General features: G+C 39.9%; 15 protein-coding genes and 4 pseudogenes. 13 read left to right on the forward strand and 6 right to left on the reverse strand.

The genetic code is table 11. From position 1 onward, the window contains the following. Positions 1-86: 86 nt before the first annotated feature. Complete coding sequence (locus ABNN70_RS05485) at positions 87-833, forward strand: glycosyltransferase (protein WP_353949007.1); 747 nt, start codon at positions 87-89, stop codon at positions 831-833. Between the two features lie 136 nt (positions 834-969). Here ABNN70_RS05485 and ABNN70_RS05490 read toward each other — a convergent pair. Further along, positions 970-1,617 (reverse strand): annotated as a pseudogene (locus tag ABNN70_RS05490) (transposase). Positions 1,618-1,759: 142 nt separating this feature from the next. On the opposite strand from ABNN70_RS05490, the gene ABNN70_RS05495 reads away from it, so the two are divergent. Next, the gene (locus tag ABNN70_RS05495) at positions 1,760-3,373 is read left to right on the forward strand and encodes an IS1634 family transposase (RefSeq protein ID WP_353949008.1); all 1,614 of its coding nucleotides are present in this window, start codon (positions 1,760-1,762) and stop codon (positions 3,371-3,373) included. 78 nt (positions 3,374-3,451) lie between these two features. On the opposite strand, the gene ABNN70_RS05500 is transcribed toward ABNN70_RS05495, so the two are convergent. Together ABNN70_RS05500 and ABNN70_RS05505 are read right to left on the reverse strand one after the other, a co-directional pair. After that, the gene (locus tag ABNN70_RS05500) at positions 3,452-4,651 is read right to left on the reverse strand and encodes a glycosyltransferase family 4 protein (protein WP_353949009.1); all 1,200 of its coding nucleotides are present in this window, start codon (positions 4,649-4,651) and stop codon (positions 3,452-3,454) included. Continuing rightward, positions 4,648-6,093: a polymerase gene (locus ABNN70_RS05505; protein ID WP_353949010.1), complete on the reverse strand. Its 1,446-nt coding sequence runs from the start codon at positions 6,091-6,093 to the stop codon at positions 4,648-4,650. Before ABNN70_RS05505 ends, ABNN70_RS05500 begins: the two co-directional genes overlap by 4 nt. Positions 6,094-7,582: 1,489 nt before the next feature. On the opposite strand from ABNN70_RS05505, the gene ABNN70_RS05510 reads away from it, so the two are divergent. From ABNN70_RS05510 to ABNN70_RS05530, 5 genes and pseudogenes are all read left to right on the forward strand, one after another. Next, complete coding sequence (locus ABNN70_RS05510) at positions 7,583-8,350, forward strand: WecB/TagA/CpsF family glycosyltransferase (RefSeq protein WP_353949011.1); 768 nt, start codon at positions 7,583-7,585, stop codon at positions 8,348-8,350. Beyond that, positions 8,347-9,332 (forward strand): annotated as a pseudogene (gmd, locus tag ABNN70_RS05515) (GDP-mannose 4,6-dehydratase). The gene ABNN70_RS05510 and the pseudogene gmd overlap by 4 nt, the downstream one beginning before the upstream one ends. A 2-nt stretch (positions 9,333-9,334) precedes the next feature. After that, positions 9,335-10,324, forward strand: a complete 990-nt coding sequence (locus tag ABNN70_RS05520; protein ID WP_353949012.1) for a GDP-mannose 4,6-dehydratase — start codon at positions 9,335-9,337, stop codon at positions 10,322-10,324. After that, a complete protein-coding gene (locus ABNN70_RS05525) occupies positions 10,317-11,225 on the forward strand; it encodes a glycosyltransferase family 2 protein (protein ID WP_353949013.1) in 909 nt (302 codons plus the stop codon). Before ABNN70_RS05520 ends, ABNN70_RS05525 begins: the two co-directional genes overlap by 8 nt. Positions 11,226-11,351: 126 nt before the next feature. Beyond that, positions 11,352-12,701 (forward strand): oligosaccharide flippase family protein, encoded by a 1,350-nt coding sequence (locus tag ABNN70_RS05530; protein WP_353949014.1) that lies wholly within the window; start codon positions 11,352-11,354, stop codon positions 12,699-12,701. A 287-nt stretch (positions 12,702-12,988) separates the two neighbouring features. On the opposite strand, the gene ABNN70_RS05535 is transcribed toward ABNN70_RS05530, so the two are convergent. Continuing rightward, entirely contained in the window at positions 12,989-13,129 is a 141-nt protein-coding gene (locus ABNN70_RS05535; RefSeq protein ID WP_353949015.1) for a hypothetical protein, read from the reverse strand. Between the two features lie 369 nt (positions 13,130-13,498). Here ABNN70_RS05535 and ABNN70_RS05540 point away from each other — a divergent pair, with 369 nt between their 5' ends. From ABNN70_RS05540 to ABNN70_RS05550, 3 genes and pseudogenes are all read left to right on the forward strand, one after another. Then, entirely contained in the window at positions 13,499-13,717 is a 219-nt protein-coding gene (locus tag ABNN70_RS05540; RefSeq protein ID WP_353949016.1) for a hypothetical protein, read from the forward strand. Positions 13,718-14,450: 733 nt separating this feature from the next. Beyond that, positions 14,451-15,423 (forward strand): annotated as a pseudogene (locus ABNN70_RS05545) (IS3 family transposase). A gap of 769 nt (positions 15,424-16,192) precedes the next feature. After that, positions 16,193-16,339: a hypothetical protein gene (locus tag ABNN70_RS05550; RefSeq protein WP_353949017.1), complete on the forward strand. Its 147-nt coding sequence runs from the start codon at positions 16,193-16,195 to the stop codon at positions 16,337-16,339. A gap of 118 nt (positions 16,340-16,457) precedes the next feature. Here ABNN70_RS05550 and ABNN70_RS05555 read toward each other — a convergent pair. Together ABNN70_RS05555 and ABNN70_RS05560 are read right to left on the reverse strand one after the other, a co-directional pair. Then, positions 16,458-17,156 (reverse strand): annotated as a pseudogene (locus ABNN70_RS05555) (IS630 family transposase); the annotation flags it as partial. 54 nt (positions 17,157-17,210) lie between these two features. Next, positions 17,211-17,597: a hypothetical protein gene (locus tag ABNN70_RS05560; protein WP_353949018.1), complete on the reverse strand. Its 387-nt coding sequence runs from the start codon at positions 17,595-17,597 to the stop codon at positions 17,211-17,213. 184 nt (positions 17,598-17,781) lie between these two features. Between ABNN70_RS05560 and ABNN70_RS05565 the strand changes: the two genes are divergently transcribed. The 3 genes from ABNN70_RS05565 to ABNN70_RS05575 all read left to right on the forward strand — a co-directional run bounded on the left by ABNN70_RS05565 (position 17,782) and on the right by ABNN70_RS05575 (position 23,462). Further along, on the forward strand, positions 17,782-19,050 hold the full coding sequence (locus ABNN70_RS05565) for a Shedu immune nuclease family protein (protein ID WP_353949019.1): 1,269 nt from the start codon (positions 17,782-17,784) through the stop codon (positions 19,048-19,050). Between the two features lie 1,279 nt (positions 19,051-20,329). Beyond that, the gene (locus ABNN70_RS05570; RefSeq protein WP_353949020.1) at positions 20,330-23,047 is read left to right on the forward strand and encodes a glycoside hydrolase family 38 C-terminal domain-containing protein; all 2,718 of its coding nucleotides are present in this window, start codon (positions 20,330-20,332) and stop codon (positions 23,045-23,047) included. Further along, entirely contained in the window at positions 23,022-23,462 is a 441-nt protein-coding gene (locus ABNN70_RS05575; protein ID WP_353949021.1) for a PTS sugar transporter subunit IIA, read from the forward strand. Before ABNN70_RS05570 ends, ABNN70_RS05575 begins: the two co-directional genes overlap by 26 nt. The last annotated feature ends 15 nt before the right edge of the window (positions 23,463-23,477 follow it).

Here is a 23,477-nt window from a genome sequence, read left to right on the forward strand (position 1 = left end):
AGTTCTATTAATTATTATGGTAATGTATAGGCACAACAACTATGAAATAAACATTCATCCTCGGTCAGAAAGGAGATCACATACTATTGGAGACCATACCCAAATTGATTCATTATTTTTGGTTAGGAAATAAAAATAAAAATGCACTGACCAAGAAATGCATAAATAGTTGGAAAAAATTTGCTCCAAATTACAGAATAATAGAGTGGAATGAGAAAAATATACCATTTGAAAGGATTAAAGCGCAATATGTTAGTGAAGCAATAAGCAAGCAAAAATGGGCTTTTGCCACTGATTATCTAAGATTGTTTATATTAAATGAATATGGTGGTTTGTACATGGATACAGACGTAGAATTGATTCGACCCATTAGTGAGCTTGAAAGACTTGAATCATTTATTTGTTTTGAAAGTGAAAATACTCTTTGTACTGCATTAATCGGAGCAAAAGATCACAAAGCTTGGATTAAAGAATTACTTGATAATTATAATCGCCGGAAGTTTATAGTTAATGGGAGAATTGATATGACACCAAATTCAAAGTATATACTCAAGTTTTTAAATCAATATCATGGGCTAAAATTAAATACTAGTTATAAACAGAACTTAAAATGTCAACTTGTTGTTTTTCCAGCAGAATATTTTTCTCCCAGAAATTACTCTACAAAGGAGATTAATATTACAAGCAATACTTACGCTATTCATCATTATGCAGGAACTTGGAAAACATCCTTCGGAAAGATAAAGGATAATTTTTTTGCTCTACTAGCACGTATAACAAGTGAAAGATTTGTTAATATAATTAAAAATAGTTTAAAAACATTTTTAAGGTAAATTAAAGGGCTCTTCGCTAAAATCCGTGAAATAGGACAGAGTTTGGTAAAGTAGTTTCCAGATAATCTATGAAAATCGGACAAGGGAACGGGTTCGGTTGTGAGCGATACGTGGCTCTGTACTGATGCCTGTTCTTTTATTTTTGTGCGACGTCTAATTTCCCGGCAAGCAGATAGGCCATGGCGATGATACTCTTATCGGAGCGGTAGCCTCTGGCTTTCCGCTTCGCGGCCTGGAATACGCTGTTGATGCCTTCCAATATCCCATTGTTGAGTTGGGATTGGAACTACCTGACCACACCGCCGTAATGCTTTTTCAGTGTCTTTGCGAGATCCACAATGGGAGCCAGCCGGCAGCGTAGGCCCCATTGGATCCAGTCTTCAAGCACCGCCGGTGCAATTTGAGCCGGATATTTGTAGATCTCCTGAAGGCATAGACGCATGCGGTAGGCCTTGGCTGTATCCAGTTCGCTGTCCTTCAACTTATCGGGAGTTTCTTTTTGCTTTTTTGTCAGGTTCTTCTCGTTCTTCAGCCAGATATAGCGCGTATTCTTTAAATCGGCACAACGATTCCGTTCGTTCCGGCGTACGGCATCAACAGCCCGGTTGGCTTCCTGAATCACATGGAACTTGTCAAAGGTAATCGACGCGTCCGGAAAGTAGTCGGAAGCCCCTTTAATAAAGGCCACAGACACTCGACTTCGACAATTGTAGTTGTAGGCACAATCTTTCAAATGAGCGATTAAAGGAATCTCTTGTTCTAGGGATTTTTTTAAATTATCCACATGTGCATAATAGCCTGCATTCCCGGAGATTTATACCAATAATCAAGACTGATTCCTTATAAATCAAGGGATTCAGGCTTTTTTGCGCTTGCTTTTTTTACCAAAACATGGTATAATTATACCATGTTTTGGAGGGATGAAGATGTCGCTGGTTCATTTGAAAAACAAGAAGAATGGTGTGACCTATGTATATGAATCCGTTGGATATTGGGACAAGGAGAAAAAACAGACACGAAACCATCGGAAATGTATTGGTAAACTGGATCCGAAAACTGGGAAACTGATTCCATCTAAAAAGTATACCGAAGGTCTGAAAGACCTTCTGAACCAGAAAAAGAAGAAACGGGGACCAGTTCCGTCGGTTACTTATCAGCGTCGTTTCTACGGGGCAACTTACCTGTTTGACGCCATCGGCGCCAAGCTTGGAATCACAGAAGATCTGGCGCGATGCTTTCCAAAGTCCTATCAGCAGATTCTTTCGCTGGCTTATTATCTGGTGCTGGAAGATCGCAATCCGATGAGTCGTTTTCCCCGTTGGGCGAAAACTCATGTGCATCCCTATGGTAAGAATCTGCCCTCTCAGAGGAGCAGTGAACTGCTTGGTTTGATCACGGAAAATGCCAAACACCATTTCTTTATTCTCCAGAGCAAACGGCGTATCCATGAAGAGTATCTCGCTTATGACACCACCTCCGTTTCATCCTATTCCAAAGCACTGAAGCAAGTCCGCTACGGTAAGAATAAGGATCATGATCCGCTGCCGCAGATTAACCTGGCGCTCCTTTATGGGGAGACCTCCGGTCTGCCGGTGGCTTATCGTAAACTGCCGGGGAATATTTCTGATGTCAAAACCATACGGACACTGCTCGCTGATGTGGACTTTCTCAAACAGAAGAAAGTGAAAGTGGTCATGGACCGTGGCTTTTACAGTGAGAAGAATATTAATGCTTTTTATCAGAATCATGTCAAATTCTTGATGGGTGTCCGAGTGTCACTGAAATTCGTTCGTCAAAAGTTAAACGATGTCCGTCAGAGCATGATTACCCGTGCCCATTATGCTTCCGACTGCAATCTCTATTATCAATCTTTCCTGACCGACTGGGACGATACCGAGGTCAAAAAGCGATCCGGGCAAATCATCACTGGCAAGAAAAGGCTGTACCTTCATCTTTTCTATAATGACCAAAAAGCAACCGACGATAAGATGGCGTTCAATAAAATGTTGGACCGTCTGGAAGAAGAGCTGCAGTCCGGCAGGAGAGAACCTGAACATGAAAAGCTATATTCACGTTATTACGAATGGAAGGAAACGCCCGTAAGGGGGCTCTCCCTGACGCCAAAAAACGAAGCCATAGCTAAAGCAGAAAGGGACTTTGGTTATTTCGCACTGATTTCTAATGGAATCAAAGATCCCATTGAGGCATTGGAAGTTTATCGAACAAAGGATCTGATCGAGAAAGCCTTCGGTAATTTAAAGGAACGACTGAACCTGCGTCGGACTTCTGTTTCCTCTGAGGAAAATCTGGAAGGCAAACTTTTCGTCCAGTTCATTGCCCTGTTCTATCTTTCGTACATAAAAAAGGCCATGAGTGATCATCATCTGTTCAAACAGTACACCATTCAGGAACTTCTGGATGAACTGGACGTGATCGAACAGTACAGTCAACCCGGTGGTCACACCCATTTGGGTGAGTTGACAAAGAAACAGACGAATCTTTATCAATACCTTGATGTGGATTCGCCTGCCTTGGTATAATTTCACGGGAATTCAGGTTACCAGAGGAAAAGGAATTTTCCAAAAATTCATGTCGATCTTCTTATTTTGGGTGAATGCCTACTGCACTCCCATGTCTAGGAAAACCTTGTTAAGCGCTCTGCTTAAACTCGCGTTTGAATAATATTGTTCATAAACAGTTCGCGCATTTCTCTTGATTTTCTGTCTGAGTTCCGGATGGGTTGCCAGTAATTTTATCGATTTCAAAAAGGTATCCGGCTGATCTGCAATTAAGATATTTTGCTGATCTGTGATCAGGCCTTCTGCGCCGATACTGGTTGAAACAACCGGCAACCCCTTGGCAAAGGATTCAATGATTTTCACTCTTTGACCACTTCCTATAAATAAGGGGACGATTGCAAGATCACATATCCTGATGTATTCGTTAATATCCTTAACGTATCCGGTAACCGTAACGTTCTTCTTATCTCGATACTTCTCGATTTCTCTCGGGGGATTTGCACCGCAAATGTACAGGTCGTATTTATCTGGGTTTAAATTTAGAAAACAATTTTTTAAGAACCAGATTACCCCTTCCTTGTTAGGGTACCAGCTCATTGTTCCCATAAATAATAAACGAATCTTATTGTCTTTTCGTGGATAAAAATCCAGAAATGGTGCATCGACATGAATCGGAATGACATCTATCTGTTTCCGAGTTTTGGATAACATATTTACAAATTCATTTTTGTCTGTCTGGCTAAGAGCAATCACACGATCCGCCCTGTAAAGCATATCTTTCTCAAATTTTTTTAATTTCACATACTCCACTTTTCCAAAAAGTCGTTTTACTTTATTTTTCATTTGACCAATTATCCGTTTGAAAATCAGTGATTCAACATTCTGCTGATCCAACAGTACTTTTGAATGAAAATATTTATTGTATACCATCATCGATAAATGGTTGACATAGATTAAATCATAGTGTTTCTCCTGCTGAAATTGAATAAGTTTCTCTTTCATTACTTTTGAAGAAAATTTTTTGATCACGTAGGGCAGAGGGGAAAAGAGACTAGATACATAATCTATTATGAAATGGAGCATGGATGCATCTTTAATGACTGTTTTTGGAATCACATGAATCTTGCGGCATACGCCGCTCAGTTCTGTCACGTACTTTCTATCCTCTTCATGATTGATAAATGCGAGTAAGTCGATTTCATGCTTCACAGACAAGGCTTTTAATGTGTTATATGTCTTAATTTTCCCGCCATTATCCAATGGATAGGGCAATAAATTATTCATGAATAATATCTTCAATGATAATCCCTTCTTATGTTCACGTTTCTTTCTGATAAGTAAGCACCTGCCATCACAAAAATAAATCCTGAAGAGATAAAACTAATTGCTGATTCACTGAGAAAAGAAACCATAACTGTTCCTGACAGAGCACCTGCCAGGATTAAGGAGTTCTTCTCATGACCTTCTTTATATTGTTTAAGCAAACCTGAGATAATAAGTGCTATAAAGACGAGAAACAGTGCGGTAACCACTAGACCTGTTTGACCAACCATAGTGCCGATATAACTCTCGCCGGCATTCATATTCATTGAATTGGCGCGTTCATTATATAAATTGGCGAAATTTCCGCTTCGCCCCAGTCCTGACCCGAACGGGTGTCTGACAATTGCCGCCAGATTACTGACCAGGCCGTTAATATGGGCCGGTAAAGAAGCAAATTTTTGATAGTTGGAGAAAATGAACAGGACAAAGAAAAATAAAATATAACTTATAAAAAGCCCAACCAGTTGGCTGCTCCTGTTCTTTTGGAAAATAAGGCAAAACAGAATACCAATAGCTACCGATAAAAGCCCACCCTTAGATAGAGTCATGACCAAACCGGTTGTGAGGAAGGTCATATAAAACAATTTCCTTATTCTGCTTTTTTTATAAAAATCTCCTAATATGGAATACAAGACCGGAATAACGAGAAATTGTCCCAGAAGTGTCGGATCCGCTATAAATGAGACCATTCTTCTTAAACTGGTACCAATAAAACTGGAAAAATCAAAAGTGTAAAAATTTCCGGGGAGGCCTTGAGTACCATATGCCCACAAGGACATCCCTTTATTTTCCATATAACTTTTAATGCCAAGACTGATCCAAAATTTATCTCCCAGCACCCAGGTCTCTATAAATCCAAAAGATACGATTAACAACGATATTTTAATATAAAAATATAATAGTTTATCCTTGCATGAAACCACATAATAGCCAAATAAGTATAAAATGACAGGCATAATCAATTGGCGCCCGGAAACCCCTTTGACAAATAAGTCCGGCTGATCTGGCCATATGAAATAGAAAAGAATGCAGAACAAATATGTATATGAAATCCAGTTAATCATGTTCAATTTTTTTGATCTGTCTCTTTTTTTCAGCAATGAAAAAAGTAGGATACAAGTGTAGACATACAATTCCTTTATGGAGATTAAAAGCGTCACAAAAAATGGTCTATTTAATCCTGACAAAATGATGGCAAAGAAATTTTGAAAGACAATCATGATGAGCAATAAGTAGGCAAATTTATTTACGTTCTTCCAATGGATAAATACGAGAATCAAAAAAATTCCCGACGTGATTAAGAACAAATTAAACTGCAGTAAGGCACTCAAGGTTCCAATAACAAGACCAGATATAATGACTAAAGTGGTCCGGACGGGCTTTTTAAGTCTTGCCGAGATCAATCTTTCTTCGTTCATATAAGCATCCTCTGTCATCACCCGGTTCTCATTAAAAACATGATGTTGCATACAATTTTACTTTCATTGGCAATTATTTGTATCGAATGCTTATCACCAGCGAGCCGGCAGGCCCGTCTGCAAGAATGATCAGGATCTTTTGTCAGAGCCATGGCCATCGTTCTTCAGGACAGAGATACCGGCAGTCAGATTAAAACTCTGAAAGATAAACACGATTCTTTGCCTTCTAAATGCCAGCTGATCTTTTGCAGAAAGATCACTTATTTCAGTGTGTTGTTAAAACGACCCTGACCGTCAGTGTAACTGTCCAGACACTCAAGCATACTCAGTAGCGTTAATTTCCCAAAAGGAAAGTCACCGTCCGGGAATCAAATCCAAATTAATGTCCTGCAAAATATGAACACGTTTTTGAGTATTCTCTTTTTGCGGTTTTTTATTGAAATTAAGATATTCCCTTCCAGGTGGACGCTAACCGGAAGAAGTTGAGTCTGGGAAAATTTGAATTCAAATTAACAACCAAGATAAACCTGATGAGACATAGAAACGCATTGGAACTAAGGTAGCATCATATTCCACTTCTGTATGGTGTCAGTTTTTTTGTTTTCGGAAGTATCATGTTCCCATAGTATAAAGATGATGGGTGCCGAAGCAGTATTCTCTAATAATTGAAAATACCCTCCGACACCCATATCTGTTTACTTATATTCTCTGCAGAGAGTACGCCAAATCAAAGGATTGATTCGATTTTCGCCAGTAATTGATAAAGAATTACACCTAAACTGCTTAACAGCATCCCTTATTCCCCCCCATTTTTTCTCATAATACATGAAAAGTGATTTTGTACAATCTCAGAGAATTGATCCAAGTTTAGCAAGCAATTGATATAAAATAACGCCTACAGTACTTAACAGCAAGTGTGCTTCCTCCCTTTTGATTAATGTCAACATATTTGCTCACTTCGGGCCCACATCCAACTTAGCACGGTATAAAAGCGGTTACAATATACATAGGAATCAGGTATATAGTCCTCCTTTAATTCTTGCTTGTGACCAATAAGGAGCCATATCTGACATGCCTGACTCCCATCTGGAAGGCACTCAGTCTTCAGCTCACCAGACGGCCCTCTCGCTGGAAAGTCATTGATTTTACTGCTGTTAACTGCAAGGACGTTCGTTATTTTTTTCCAAAATAAAAAGTTTTTTCCCCAGACGTTTCGTAAGATCTATTGGGCCCCTGTCTTTAGAACTATATTGATCGTGTGATCTATGTTACTTAATCGATACAAAAATAGAGTTCACAAATTCGACATATATTAAACGAATTACTGATATATCAAGCCTATCATTTAAGATTTATTAAGTAATTATTATGATCCTTTAGTACTAAATTGATTTAAAGTAAAACATTAATTTTTTTTTATGCTATTATATTTGATACATGTAACAAAAGTCACTGGGCCCTCAGTTTCAACTTATGGAGTGTGATGGATTTGGAAAAAGTAGATCTATTTGGAATAAGTTTTAACAAAGTCACGATTGCCCAGATGATCGCTATCCTGACTCATTCAATTTGTAATAATCAATATCTTTTTATCCAGACGGCTAATGTCGATCATATTATCCTAACCCAGAATGACAAATTATTTCGAGAGATCGTCCAGTCTGCAAATATTATTACTTGTGACGGAATGCCGATCATTTGGGCATCCAGACTTTTGAAAAATCCGTTACCGGAACGTGTTACAGGGGCAGATTTGACGACTGCAATTTGTAAATATTCTTTTAAGCGTTTTTTTAATCTATTTATTCTTGGGGCTGCACCGGGCGTAGCAGAAAAAGCGAAGCGTATGGCGGAACTTAAATATCCGGGTTGCCACATTGTCGGTGTCTATTCTCCGAGCTGTTCAGAACTTGCAGACAGTGAAAAAAGCAGGAATATTTGTGAACAGATTAATCGCAGTGGATCCAACATCCTGCTTCTTGCCTTAGGTACACCAAAGCAGGAGAAGTGGTATTGGCAAAATAAAAAGCGCTTACATGTAAACGCTATTATAGGTGTAGGGGCGGCTATAGATTTTCTCGCAGGTACAAAAAAACGTGCGCCAAAATGGATGAGGGATGTAGGTTTGGAATGGCTGTACAGACTTACTAAAGAACCTGTCCGATTGTTTCGCAGATATATGATAAGAGACCTGAAAATAATACCCTTATTTGCCAGGGAATTAATAAAACAAATGAAAGTGAGATCTGAGCAATGAAATCAGCACTTATTACAGGAATCACGGGTCAGGACGGCGCTTACTTAGCGAAACTTCTCCTTAACAAAGGTTACAGGGTATTCGGCTTAGTCGCCAGAAGAAGCACGGATACAAAGTGGAGGCTCCGGTATCTGAATATAGAGCATGAAGTAGAATTGATACCGGGGATATTACTGATGTCAGCTCATTGATCAGTGCGATTAATTATTCAGAACCATGCGAAATCTACAATTTAGCTGCTCAGAGTTACGTTGGCACATCGTGGCAGCAACCCATACTCACTTCAAGAATTACCGGCGAAGGGGTCCTGAACATACTGGAGGCGATCCGGCTAACCCGTCGTCCAGTAAGATTTTATCAAGCGTCCACCAGTGAAATGTTTGGGTTAATTCAGGCACCGCAACAATCGGAAAAAACGTCCTTTCATCCCAGAAGTCCGTATGGTGTCGCAAAGATGTACGGTTACTGGATGACCGTTAATTATCGTGAAAGTTATGGCATACACGCTTCGAACGGGATTTTATTTAATCATGAATCACCTTTACGAGGGACAGAATTTGTTACGCGAAAAGTTACCGATGCGGTTGCAAGAATTAAGCTGGGTATCCAAAATGAATTACGACTTGGGAATATAGATGCTAAACGGGATTGGGGATTTGCCGGTGATTATGTGGAAGCGATGTGGCTTATGCTGCAACAGGATAAACCGGATGATTATGTCGTAGCCACCGGGATCACAACGACAGTCAGAGAGATGTGCCGAATGGCTTTCAATATCGTTGGTTTAAATTATGAAAATTATGTAAAGATTGATCCCAAACTATATCGACCGGCAGAAGTAGAATTATTAAAGGGAGATCCCGAAAAAGCAAACAGAAAACTCAACTGGCATGCAAGAACATCCCTGGATAAACTCATTGAAATGATGGTTGAAGCCGACATGACAAGAGTTTCCAACAGCCTCAAAGTGAGCAGGATATGATCATGAACATACTGATCACGGGAGCTCATGGATTTATTGCAAAACATTTAGCAAGTAAACTCAAAGCGAGCCATCACAAGGTTATTCTGACGTCCCATACCCATTTTACTCATGAACAAACCTGTAACATGGTGATAAAAATGGATCTGTTGGACCTGAACGAAATCATGAAAGTTATCAATAAAATAAAACCTGATGTGATCATGCATCTTGCTGCTCAGAGCAGTATACCGAGATCCTGGAAAGATCCGATGGAAACGGTCCGGGTTAATACATTGGGAACAACGAACATCATTCTGGCAGCTGGTATACTTCATCTGAAAACGAAGATGATTATTGTCGGATCGAGTGAAGAATATGGATCGACTGCCGTGAAAAAGACATTACTTGTAGAAAACGATCCCTGTTTTCCTCAAAATCCATATGCGGTCAGTAAACTTGCTGCTGAACAGCTCGGCACGCAAATGTCGAAAAAATATCAATTGAACATTGTCTTTCTCAGACCATTCAATCATTTTGGCCCGGGTCAGAAAATAGGATTTGTCATCAGTGATTTTTGCTCACAGATTGCAAAAATTGAACAGAATCTGTTGCCGCCGGAAATGATCGTCGGAAATGTTCTTTCGTACAGAGATTTCCTTGCTTTGCCAGATGTGATTGATGCCTATTATCTGGCTATTGAAAAAGATCTGCCAAATGGAGTCTACAATATTTCATCGGGAAAAGCTGTCTCTATACAATCAATTCTTATGAGATTGCTGAAGTTGTCCCGTAAAGCGATCCGTATCAAAAAAGGTAAGTTTCATGATCGAACAGCGGAAATCAACTCTTTCGCGGGTGACAGTACAAAATTCAGAAGAGTAACAGGCTGGAATCCCACTCGATCGATCAACGAATATCTGAAGGTGACATTAGACTGGTGGAGAGACGAAATAGAACGATGTGGTCGTGATTCTGAGCAGCACATTGGACGGGATAACATCAATGTCTGATAAAGTAGCTATTATACTGCTCAATTGGAATAATTACAAAGACACGGCAGAATGCCTGTTATCACTGAGTCACCTTGATGATCAGAATTTCTCTGTTTTCTTAGTCGACAACCATTCAAATGATCATTCATTTGAGCAAATTAAAGCAGACTATGATCACAATAAATACGGAAATATTGAATTTTTTTTCATTCAAAGCAGAAAAAATCTGGGCTTTGCCGGAGGAAATAACATTGCTGTTCAGAAAGCATATGACCTGGGGTACCCGTACTTTTGGCTGTTAAACAACGACACGGTTGTTTTAAGAAACAGTCTGACTTATCTTTTAAAAGAAATCAAGATGCATCCGGAAGTCGGGATTGCAGGATCAAAAATCTATTATTACGGGACAAATAAAATATGGTTTGCCGGTGGCGAAATTAATACTTATACAGGAAAAACAAAACACAGGGGCATTGGGGAAATGGATCACGGTCAATATGATGAAAAAAGAATGGTTGATTATATTACAGGATGCAGTCTGTTTTTTCGAAGAGATGTTGTTGATACCATTGGATTCATGAAAGAACGGTATTTTCTGTACTATGAAGAAGCAGAGTGGAATCTGAGAGCGGGAAATTATGGATGGAAGATCCTCTATGTCCCTCAGTCCCAAATCTATCATAAAGTTTCAGCTTCAAGCGGTGGAGAGAACAATCAGGCACCCTATGTCGCGTTTTATGAAATAAGAAATGCTTATTGGATGATTAAGGATACACAGAGAAGCAAGATAAAAAGGACGCTTTCCTTCCATCATAAATACTGCAAAGCTCTAAGAAAGTTAATACAAATATATTTATTTAATCAGGACAATAAGTCTGTGCGGATAAAATACATTATCAAGGGCCTGTTGTACCGTTGAATAGACCGGTCGACACATATTCACATCATAAAAGAAAGCTGGTTTATGTTACTGAATTAACGAACTCAATTCATATGCGTATTGATTAACAGATCAGACGAAGTGATTTTGCTCAGGAGAATATTCATGAAAATGATTCACGATATACGAAAGGTGTTTAATGCTCATTTAATAACATTGATTACGGGTACTGTAATCGGTTTTATCCTGCCAGCTTTACTCCCGGTTGGTCAGTATGCAGAGATTAAAACATTCTCATTGTATCTTTCTCTGATTGGTATTTTTCACTTTGGTTTTGTGGATGGTGTTTTTCTCAAATATGGCGGGAAAAAGGCTGCAGAAATCGATAAGCAGTCATTAGTATCGGAAAAACGTTTTTTATTCTGGTTTCAATTGTTATTGACATTATTATTGGTTATAGCAGGTCTGAAGTTAGAAAATAATATTGTGCTGGCTTTTGCTCTGTCATTACTTCCAGCAAATATGATTGCTTTTTATCAATTCATTTATCAGGCATTGGGAGAATTTTCTCTTTATGCTCGAATTATGTACGTTACCTCTTTCGGTAACCTGATCATCCCACTGATCCTTATCGCTTTGAAAGTGAAATCATCTCTGTTTTATATATCAGGGATGGTTATTATTTATTATATTGTCTATCTTGCCCTGGAGCGATTTAACCCTTTCAAGCAGCATAGCAAAATAAAATGGGATTTTGCCGATTATAAGCAATGTTTCTATTCGGGTATCTTTATTTTAATCAGTAATTTTTCGATGCTCCTTTTTTATACTATGGACCGCTGGTTTGTTAAATTGTATTTTGACACGAAAAGTTTTGCCTTCTATTCTTTTGCCATTTCAATGATGACGGCTGTCAATGTATTGATCGGATCACTGACTACAACGATGTATCCCTATCTGGCAAGAATCAGAGACTCAGACAAATTATGCCGGATCAGAGATTATTTACTGATCCTCGGAACATTTGTAAGTGGCTCTATTTTCATCTTCAGTTTCATTGTCAATCATTTCATTACTGAATATGTTCATTCACTGAACATTATTACCATTCTGTTCGCCGGGTTTCCGGCAATTATCATCGTTAATGTGCTCTTTATCAATTTATATAAGGTAGAAAAGAAACAAAAAAAATATCTGATCATTGTGTCGATCCTGCTTGTGGTCTCAGCTCTTGCAATTATAATCACTGTTCATCTGTTTCACAATTATTTATCTGTTGCTTTTGTAACAGTTCTTGCGTTTTACATTTGGTTTTTTTATTCAACACATGATTTTACAAACATACAACATTCATCTGGGATTGTTTTATATTTATTCAGCTTTCTTGTTTTATATTCGGTTACTACCTATTATTGTAACGACATTGCCGGGATTATTATTTATTACCCGGCAATGGCCGTCATCACGTATTTTTTTATCGGTAAGCGTAACCCCTGGTCAAAGATGCGGGATTGATTTATACCTGACGGGAGGAGGGTTTGTGGTTGTAGTGACCAGACGTAGCCTGTCAAGGGTATCGCCGGGTGGTTCTTCAAGATTCGGAGGTTGATCAAACAGATAAGTTGTTTACTTTTGTAGTTTCTTTAACGCTGTAAATGGTGCTGCTTGCTACGGCCTTTACTGAACTGTCAGCTTTTTATCCATCACAAAAGATTTGGTCGAAAGCCCCGCTTGACACAGTTACAGAACACAAATAAACCTCCACCCGTTTACAGGGTGGAGGCTGCATATCATTCAGCACTTTAGACAGATCTGATTGCGTCACCAATAACTCTTAGAGCATCCTGTGCCTGGGGCAGGACACCAAGCTGATCAAGAAATCCATGATCACATCCGCAATATTCGATAACAGAAAGGTCAACATGGTTTTGGGCCAGTCTCACCGCAAAGATATCCATTCCTACCCGGAAAAAATCAAATTCCGCTTCAATTAAAAGAGTTTCCCGGAATGTCAAATCAAGCGCAACAACCATGGAGTCAGGCCGTGAGCTAGCTTGCCAGCGCGGCCTCAATAAGCTCGGAGGCGCTAGCATAGCTGAGCGCCTTACGGTGTTTCTGATGTATATAGTAATCTAAAAGTACCCCAGGATAGTCACTGAAAACTCCCCCACTCTATTATAATAAACCCACAGACTATAAATTCTTTTGTGGGGAGAATGGGAAGATGATTGCTTTGATGCAGAAACAAGACATTTTACTTATGTATTTGAGAGAGGGGCGATCCTAAAGAGAGATTGCGAGAGAAACGGGGGTTGATCGAGAAAGCCTTCGGCAATTTAAAGGAACGGCTGAATCTTCGTCGGACTTCTGTTTCCTCCGAGGAGAATTTGGAAGGCAAACTTTTCGTCCAGTTCATGGCCTTGTTCTATCTTTCGTACATAAAAAAAGCCATGAGCAATCATTATCTGTTCAAACAGTACATCATTCAGGAACTTCTAGATGGACTGGACATGATCGAACAGTACAGTTAACCCGGCGGTCACATCCATTTGGGTGAGTTGACAAAGGAACAGATAAATCTTTATCAATACCTTGGTGTGGATTCACTGGCCTTGGTATAATTTCACGGGAATTCAGGTTAAAAAACGGTTCAACAGCGGTTGAATGATTATCCTCCCATGACGAAAAAAAAAAACAAGGAAAGAAACTAATGTTTCAATACTGATGAAGCTTTTCGCTTGATCCATAACTATATAGTAAAGGTCGAAAGAGGAGAGCTTGAGTGATGGCTTAAAGAAGATCCAGCCGTTCAATCGGATACGGAAGGAATTATGTGTGATGCGTGGATGTATCGTTTCAAGAATAGGAATATTTATCATGTGGTAACCCCGTTGGCAACCCTCGTGAAATTCTTGGCATCAGTGGTAAAAAATGGTATGACTGATACAATTCATTGACCGTATTCAGTCGAAGATGGATGTTGATATAATAAGGGGAAATAATCCATTTACTATTGTCATTGGGACGGGAAAACCAAATTGTATGATCTTCTTGAACATGGCGAACAAACTGTTGTGATGTTTTAGGGTAAGATTAAGAGAGTGAAGTCAGGAAGGTGGGGATGAGTGGTAGACAATATTAAATTATAGAGAGAAGCTGCCGACAAAACAGAAAAACAAAACTTGGAGATGATTTAATGATGTTAGGATAGTCTTACGGACACATTTTAGTTAAACTAAGAATTAACGAAAGGGTGTGTCCCGTATGGACAGCGGAAAGACGACCAAAAAATTCAATAAAGAATTTCAGCAGATGATTGTGGAGCTCTACCAGGCAGGCACTCCGGTCAAAGATCTCAGCAGCGAATATGGCGTATCGGAAACGACGATTTATAAATGGATTAAGAAACTGAATCCCATTCCTTTAGAAGATGGGAAATCCTTCACTCCTGAGGATTACCTGAAGCTTCAGAAAGAGATACGACGCATTCAGGAGGAAAATGAAATATTAAAAAAAGCTATGGCCATATTCGCAAAAAAGTAACTTCAGCTGAGATGTGTGTTTTGATTGATCGCCTGCAACAAAAACATCCTATAAAAACGGTATGCCAAGTGCTGGACATGCCGCGAAGTACTTATTATCAGGCTAAAAGTGCCTGTGAGTCCAGCCTGGCCCGTGAGAATCGAGAGTTGATGCAGCGCATTCAGGCCCTTTATACAGAAAGTAAACGAATATACGGAGCTCCCAAGATTCAGAAACGCTTGAGAAAAGAAGGCTTCAGGGTCAGCCTCAAACGCGTGCAGCGGCTGATGAGACGAGCCAATCTGCGTTCCATCATTGTGAAAAAGTATCGTCCGCAATCGAACCAGGGACCGGTTGAGAACAGAAAAAATGTACTGGCTCAAGATTTTACAGCCACAAAAATCAACCAAAAATGGGTGGCTGATATCACTTATATTCACACAATCAAAGAGGGCTGGTGCTACCTGGCCTCAGTCATGGACCTGTGTACACGACAAATTGTTGGTTATTCTTTTTCACGGAGCATGACCACGGAGCTCGCCCTGCGACCTTGAATAAAGAGGAAATTCATCAGACGACCTATAAAGATTTCGATGAAGCAAGACGTGCTCTCTTTCAATACATTGAAGGCTGGTACAACAGGGCTAGAATACATAGCGTTTTCGATTATCTGACGCCTCAGGAAGCAGAAGACAAGTTTTTGAAGACGGCCTGATCAACATGCCGCACGAGCACCGCTTGACATGGAGAGGCAAGCGATGTAGGCTATCTCGCCAGGCGAAAGAGATTTACCCTTTCGCCCTTCGCCAAAAAACATCGCCCGTAGAGGCTCCATGTCAAGCGATTCAGATCAAACTCAAAATGACGCAACAAGCTCTCAATCTAAACTTTTTTGTGTCCAATATATTGATTTACATCCACGATTCAAATGTATCGAAATCAGGAACAGCAACTCATTATGCCGGAAGACTTTTCCTCCCCTTCGGAGGTACATTGAATAAAGATAACCGCTGGGTACATCTGGCTCAGACCATCCCCTGGTGGAAAGTTGGGGAGCACTACGCTGCAACGAGTCTTAATGAACTGGTGGATAGATATTATGAAACTGATGATTGCTAAAGGAGAACGGGTACACTAAAACTGTGGTGAAAAATTACTGGAATAATCCGATTAACCCTTATAATCAATACGTTCGTGAAGAATCCAGACGGGTATGAATTTGAGATTTAGTATCATACGGCGGAAAGCTTTGCACTGAAGAATGGCAGGCTTCATGAGCTGTATGAAAAATGGCGGGCTATTGAAGATAAGGCTTCAAAAAAAGCCGTGTCTTTAGCCAGAGAAATGGCAGGAAAGAGGCTTAAACGGCCCAATCGAATAAATAAGGTGAAATAGCCTATGAACTTTATTATATTAATGATTTGAAACTGCTAGGCAAAGTTGACCGCTTTGTACCGTATATTTACCAAAAGGGTAAGGACTGGATGGTCGATAATCAAAACATCCTGATGGATCGGCTCATGGGCTATGATAGCGGAGAAAAATCCCTTGGGAATACCTCGGCGCTGACCTTGATTGACGAGATCACGGAAGAACAAGCAAACGAGAAAATTAAAGAGCTCGAAAAGTAAGTGGCGTTCAAAAGTTGGGTGCTTTTATTATTGGATATCAGTAAACTGTTAACCCATATTCATCAGGTCCCCTAACTCGACTTCGACAGTCTAGTGCATCGTAGCTACCATATTTGCTTTAATTTTCTACCGTGAGTTTAGGGTACAGCGATTGTAATTTGGTACGGGCATCGGCTGTGGTGAATTGCCACTTGACTGCAATCGACTGATGATTACGATCATCGCACCAGGTATTTAGCTCCCGATCCAGTTCTTCGATGGTCGGTATCCTGCGATTTAAGCATTGTTTCGAAAATAGATTCAACCCGATCTCTGCGATATTCAGCCAGCTGCCATGTTTCGGAGTGTAGTGAATGTCCAGCTTATCCAGAATCCGCTTCACTTCGGTTGGCGGATACTTCTTATACAACGAGCCGATGCGATGTGTGTTCAGATTGTCCATGACTAAGACGATTTTTTTGGCTTGCGGATACAGATCATCGACTAAATGATGCATCACTTCGGCAAAGTCCATCGCCGTCCGGGTAGGTCTGACGTCGACATATTGCTTACCGGTCAAAGGTTCGATAAGCCCGAAGATCGAACAGGAACCTTTCCGCTCGTATTCATAGTCAACTTTGCGAGGACTTTTGTTTCGGATCGGCAGGGGCTGAACTTTATCGGCATGCATCATGTAGGATTTTTCATCCAGACAGATTAACGGCTTTTGTGGATCGTACGGGCGCGAATAGGCGTCCAGCACATCTTCTATATGAGCTACGAATTCGGCGTCTTGTTTTTTGGGGATGGCCCAGTATTCATCGTGGTGAGGCTTAAGTTCGTTTTTTTTACATCCGGCGGATCGCGTCTTTTTTCACGGGGACATCCAGGATCACTTTGCATTCCTGTTCCAATAGCCGTAATGACCAGTGCGAATAGCCTTCAGGTGCCCACAAGCGAGTTTGACAATTTTCGTTTCGGCTTCACCATCGATTTTCTGGTGCGAGTGATTCGACCCCTCACCGCGATTAAAGGTTAGGACCTCATCAAAGCTATTGTTCACAAAAAACCGGGTCACTTTGGCCACGGTTGAGGGGGCAACACGATTATACTTCGCAATCTCTTTGCGCTGGTGTGTTTCTCCGTGATTGATATCGGCATCAAGTAAAATCTGACTGCGTTTCTTGATGGTTTGATTGGTCGTTTTGTCTTTCAGGATGTTCTTAAGCCGGGTCACTTCGTCGTCAGTTAAAGCAACGATGTATTTTATAGGACGCATTATTTCACCTTTTTAAATAGATTCTATCAACAAAGGTAAAGTATTACAGTTCATTTTAAAAACTTGGCTACGATGCACTAGATAGATAAAAATACTAATAGAATAATGATGGAGAGCAAATCAGCATTAACGATGAACAAATTAACCGAAACGAAAGCTTATTCAGAAAGAATGTGGCTTCTTTATGTCATCTTCAAAATATAGTATACAAATAGTAAATCAATATTTGGTTCTCAGTAGAATGTATGATATGTTCAGATTCCCAACAGATTATAAAAGCACGCCAACGATACTGTATTATTTTCATTTATTAGAAAAAGACAATATTGACAATGTTTTTTCACTTCAGAATAGTTTTAAAGAGATAAATTACGAACAGCAGGCTGATCTCCTAAGTGACTTAAATGACGAGGAGACTCTTTCGTTTGTTATTGGGAAACTTAATGGTAGTTATTATCGATTAGTTGGATTAAATATTAATCCTGAAATAAGAATCTACTTTGCAAATGATTTACAAATCAAGCCTTATTTTCTAGTTGTTCAATCTTCGAGGATTCGACCAAGCCTTTGGTCTAGAATTACTAGTGTAACGAATCAGAAGAAGTTCTACATTGGTGGGGACGAGGAGACCGCTTGGAATGAAAATGATTTTGTTCAAATGGCCAGAAGTTTTCCCAATAGAACAGAAATTGACAAATATATCGACAGTGAAACATCCAAACGAGTACAAAACTACGTTGACTTGAAGGAAAATTACCCTAAAAAATTGGACAATTACATTTCAAGGAAAATCATTTATCAACCGATGCCCGCCGCCCCAGAGATAAAAGAACTTGATTTACAGACACGCAAATCGATTGAAAAATGGATTCAAAAGATGGATGGTTGGTTGAAAGAAGACGTGGATGAAAAATCTTGGCAACGGTTCTTGTTACAGATTTTTCCTTTCCTATTTCCACAATATATATATTTCAAACGAGAAATACGTATTCCAATAGACAGTAATTCTAAAAAACTAATAGATATCCCAGACTTCTTCGCATTGAAAAACACGGGTTCTATAGATCTTATCGAAATTAAAAAACCTTCATTCCAGGTTTTACGCCGTGGACAATACAGGGGAAATTATGTGTTTAGTAATGAACTAGAGGGGCAGATCACCCAAACCCAAAAGTATCTATATAATCTTACTAGATGGGGTAAGGCCGGTGAAAATCAACTGTCAAAAAAATTTCAACAAGAAATGAGAGATTCAAATGTTCGTGTTTTTACTAGGAATCCGAAGGCATTGCTGGTTATTGGGCGATCAAATAAACTGGATGAAGAACAAATCAGAGACTTTGATATATTACGACAAAAACAAGAAGATATAGCCGATATAATTACATATGATGACCTCTTAAAAAGAATGAAAATGATTCTATTACGGAACTTTAACGGTTATTGGGAGTGATGCTTGTTAGCATCGATGAAAAAATGTCACTTTGCCTGCACCCGTTCCTACGTTTGAGGCTTCTCAGTTTTTTCGGAACGCTAAATTTTTTTAGCCAACATTCGTAACGTCATCTAAGTCCAATTTTTAATTTTTTTGCAGGAATTCTCAATTCTCCGTTTTTTCTCGAATGTGTTTGAAAAGGCTGTATTCATCGGGAAGAGGCGATAATTTTGGAAAAATTGGATCAGGTGCTCATGTTATCAGTCGGCACTTTCCAGCTGATCGCCGCCATCTGTGAAGAGATTGGCTACCGGGAGACTATCGACTAACTTCCTGACTGGGATCGAGTACGGGCACAGGCCTCACCCGGCCGGCGTCAGGTTGAAGGCTCTGGTTATCAATCTTCTGATGGATCACCAGCCGATCTATTAGATGCGCATCTTTGCGGATAAAGATCTGGAAAAGCTTCGTATCCGATGTCAAGCTGCAGCAACTCAGTGATTATGAGAGGGTACTTTTAGATTACTATATACAGTTACAACCCGGATTAATTTATACCAAGGTCGTAAGCGTCAAATCCCCTCCCTTTGCCACAGATTAACCTGGTGCTCCTTTACGGTCAGACATCCGGTCTGCCGGTAGCTTATCGTAAGTTGACAGCCAGCGCATTGCCGATGTCAAAACGATACGGACACTGCTCGCTGATGTGGATTTTCTTAAGCAAAAGAAAGTGAAAGTAGTGATGGATGAACTGACCCCTAAAAGTTGGACATAGTTTTTTTAGAATTCCACTGGCATCGCTTCATAACGACCACTCAGCATCCTCAATTGATAAACTCTACATGATTTTTAACAGACTGAAGGTTTTTTTAAGATCTAATCCTGTTTTGAAGATGTGAAAAGATGCGAAGAAAGTGAACTGAAAGAGAATCAGGGGGAACAAACCCAGTGATACCGCCGGATGTCTGGGTGGCAAATTTGTTATTGCAATCAAGCACTTCGAAACATTTTAAATTGAGATGGAGTAATTAAAGCAGAAAGTCCGTCGAGGAACCCGTCAAGCTTTTTTTAGTGCACCCGTCATGGACGATAACTTGGCAGTGAAAGACCGCTGTGGGTTGCAGTGGTCCAACTACTAGCTGAAGACAAGGCTGTCCACCGCGAGGGAGAATCTGAAGAAGGTCTGAGGTAAAGTGCTGAACTTACTGTACACATTTTTTCAGAGCATTCAGCAACACTTTGGTATTTTTTAAAGATGAAAGCGCTTTTATACTTATATTGAAGGGAGGGAAGCAAGGTGAAAAAGAAGAACGTTCATATCGTTCCCCACACTCATTGGGATCGTGAATGGTATTTTACAAATTCTCGTTCGACAGTTTACTTAATCAGTCAGGTCAATGAGGTGATTGACGTCTTAGAAAAGAACCCTGATACGTACTATTATTTGTTTGACGCACAGAGTTCTTTGATTGAGGATTACTTGTCATTTTACCCGGAGAAGCGCTCGATACTGGGGAAACTGATTAGTGATCAGCGGTTATTAATTGGTCCATGGTATACCCAAACGGATCAAATTGCTGTGGCACAGGAGTCAATTGTTCGTAATTTGTACTACGGCATAAAGTTTGCAAAACAATTAGGACATAGTATGATGATCGGTTATTGTCCGGATATCTTTGGTCAAGGAGGTAATATGCCCCAGATTTATCAGAAATTTGGTATCAGGACGGCTATTATTTGGAGGGGCATCGGTCATTCAAAACTAAAACAAAACGAGTTTTTATGGGAAGGAGACGACGGAACAAAAATATTAGCTATTCAGATGCCGTTTGGTTACTTTTTCGGTGCTAATATTCCAGAAAACGTTGAAGAGTTGAAACAGTTCAGTTCCTCAATGATTCCTAAATTAGAACAGCGCAGCGCTTTTAACCAACTCTATCTTCCAAATGGGGTTGATCAATTACCGATTAATCACAGGCTGAATCAAATTGTTACAAAACTGAATGTGATTGATACTAACCATCAATACATGATATCCTCCCCTGAGCAATATTTAGTGGAGCTTAGAAATGATATACGTACGAAAGAAGATAGAAAATTACCAACGATTAAGGGTGAGTTACTCGATGGTGAAGATTCACGGGTTCATAAATCTATCTACTCGACTCGAGCTGATCTTAAGAAGAAAAACAACCAACTGGAAAATTATGTGACCCATATTTTGGAACCCATATCGACACTGGGATATCTTTGCGGTCTTCGCTACCCTCATCGTGAGATTGAACATATTTGGAAAATAGTATTTAAAAATGCTGCTCATGACAGTATCGGCAATTGCAATAGTGATTCTACCAATTTTGACATTGGGGCTCGAAACAAACTGGCACATGATTTTGCGCAGAATATAACTGAGAAAATGATGCGGGATATCAGCATGAATATAAAGACAGATCATGACTATTCTTTTACAGTTTTTAATACGATGCCTGTACCAAGAAGTGAAGTACTTGACACATTCGCTTATCTTCCTGGAGGAAGCTATCATTTTGAAGATACAGATGGTAATGAGATCCTATATGAAGTCGTAAGCCGGCAAGATCAAAGCGACTATGTATTGCATCAAGCTGAATTACTGACGCCGAACATGTATCGCAGCCATAAAAAGAAGAGAAAGTTACCACAAAAAGTCTATTATACCCATATTAAATTTTGGGTTGATAACGTTCCGGGCTTAGGGTACAAACAGTTTTATCTGTTTCCTGATGAGTCAGCAGTACCGATCACGATTCATGAAACAAATCAAAATCGAATTGAGAATGAATACTATCAGGTATGGTTTGATTCATGTACGAGAACTTTTAATGTGAAAGACAAGAAAACGAGCCGGGTTTATACACGTCAATTTGAAATTATTGAAAATGGCGATGGAGGAGATTCCTATAATTATTCTCCGCCCTATCAGGATTTATCCATTACATCATCGGAAGCACAGGTCGTTCAGATTAAATCTCACTTGGGAGTCCTGGAACAATCTATTACCGTTCAAATGAATTTTCAAGTACCTCAGGATTTATCGGTAAGGGCGCTGAAGCAGAAAAACGAGCTAATGCCCTTGAGTTTATGTGTCAGTTTAAATCGGCAAGACCCGGTGGTTCATGTTGCGGTGAAAGTAGATAACCGGGTGCTGTCTCATAGAGTGCGATTCAGATGCCATACCGATATTCACAGTCAAAATTCATTGGCTGATGGCTTGTTTGGCACAGTTCAGCGGCCCTTTGTTCATTCACAGGATGCTAGTTGGCAACAATGCCACTGGGTTGAAAAGCCCATCGAGCTTAATCCCCTGCAATCCTTTGCTGCTTTGAGTGACGCACATGCGACTGTGGCTGTATTTACAGACGGCGCACGTGAGTACGAAGTCACTGGAAAACACTTTTCAGATCTGACTGTGACCTTATTTCGGACTTACAGTTACATGGGCAAAGAAAAGCTGCTCTATCGTCCGGGCCGTGCTTCCGGAGAAACCATTGTACCGACACCTGATGCCGAAATGTTGGGGATCAATGAATTTACCCTGGGGGTTTACTATTCTGATCAAACCTTTGATCAGGCAAAGGTCGGACATGTGTCCAAGATGATTTATAGTCCCCTGCAGTGTTATGAACTGGCTCCATTCCTGAATAGTCGAATCCGCTTTATTCGAAATGAGCCAAGCGTCAAAAAATTGCCGGTTCAGAAAGGATTTTTAGACATATCGGGATCGACGGCAGTGGTGAGCGCTTTAAAAAAAGCTGAAAAAGGAAGTAGTGTAATAATAAGATGTTTCAATAATTTTATTAAGAATTCAGCTGCGGTTATCTTTCCGGATGATGCTGAATCTGTTGACTTAGATGAAGCAACACGTGCAGAACAGAAAGATACGGGATGCCATTTTACTTTAGCGACAAGTGAATTTAAGACTTATAAATTAACAATAGGTGATGAAAACCTTGATCATAACACCGGATCTCATTGATATGGATGTTAAAGCAAACGACAAAATGACAATCATCAATCATTTAATAGAACTTGCCAGACGGGATGGGCGCCTGCGAAGTGTGGAGAATTATCGCCAGGCCATCATAGACCGTGAAAATGAAGCTTCAACGTCTTTAGGCTATTCTGTGGCTGTGCCGCACGGCAAAACAGATGCTGTCAAATCACCCTTTGTCTGCTTTGCAAAATCAAAAAAAGGGGTGCTGTGGAACAGACAAGTCGTACATCTAATTTTTATGATCGGTGTGCCCGAAAAAGAGAAAGGGAATTATTATCTGAAGATTTTGTCCAATATTGCGAGAAAGATTATCGAGACAGATTTTCGTCAGAAATTGATACAGTCCAGCAATAAGCAAGAAGTGATTGATATTATTACTTCCAGTGAAAAAGAGTAAGAAAGGATGAGTCAA

This window comes from Sporolactobacillus sp. Y61, from assembly GCF_040529185.1.
GTDB lineage: Bacteria > Bacillota > Bacilli > Bacillales > Sporolactobacillaceae > Sporolactobacillus.

Excerpts from the sequence above, each read along its gene's own strand:
- ABNN70_RS05505 (WP_353949010.1), bottom strand. The coding sequence starts at position 6,093 with ATGAACGAAGAAAGATTGATCTCGGCAAGACTTAAAAAGCCCGTCCGG.
- ABNN70_RS05560 (WP_353949018.1), bottom strand. The coding sequence starts at position 17,597 with ATGCGTCCTATAAAATACATCGTTGCTTTAACTGACGACGAAGTGACC.
- ABNN70_RS05495 (WP_353949008.1), top strand. The coding sequence starts at position 1,760 with ATGTCGCTGGTTCATTTGAAAAACAAGAAGAATGGTGTGACCTATGTA.
- ABNN70_RS05525 (WP_353949013.1), top strand. The coding sequence starts at position 10,317 with ATGTCTGATAAAGTAGCTATTATACTGCTCAATTGGAATAATTACAAA.
- ABNN70_RS05550 (WP_353949017.1), top strand. The coding sequence starts at position 16,193 with ATGGTCGATAATCAAAACATCCTGATGGATCGGCTCATGGGCTATGAT.
- ABNN70_RS05520 (WP_353949012.1), top strand. The coding sequence starts at position 9,335 with ATGAACATACTGATCACGGGAGCTCATGGATTTATTGCAAAACATTTA.
- ABNN70_RS05565 (WP_353949019.1), top strand. The coding sequence starts at position 17,782 with ATGTCATCTTCAAAATATAGTATACAAATAGTAAATCAATATTTGGTT.
- ABNN70_RS05530 (WP_353949014.1), top strand. The coding sequence starts at position 11,352 with ATGAAAATGATTCACGATATACGAAAGGTGTTTAATGCTCATTTAATA.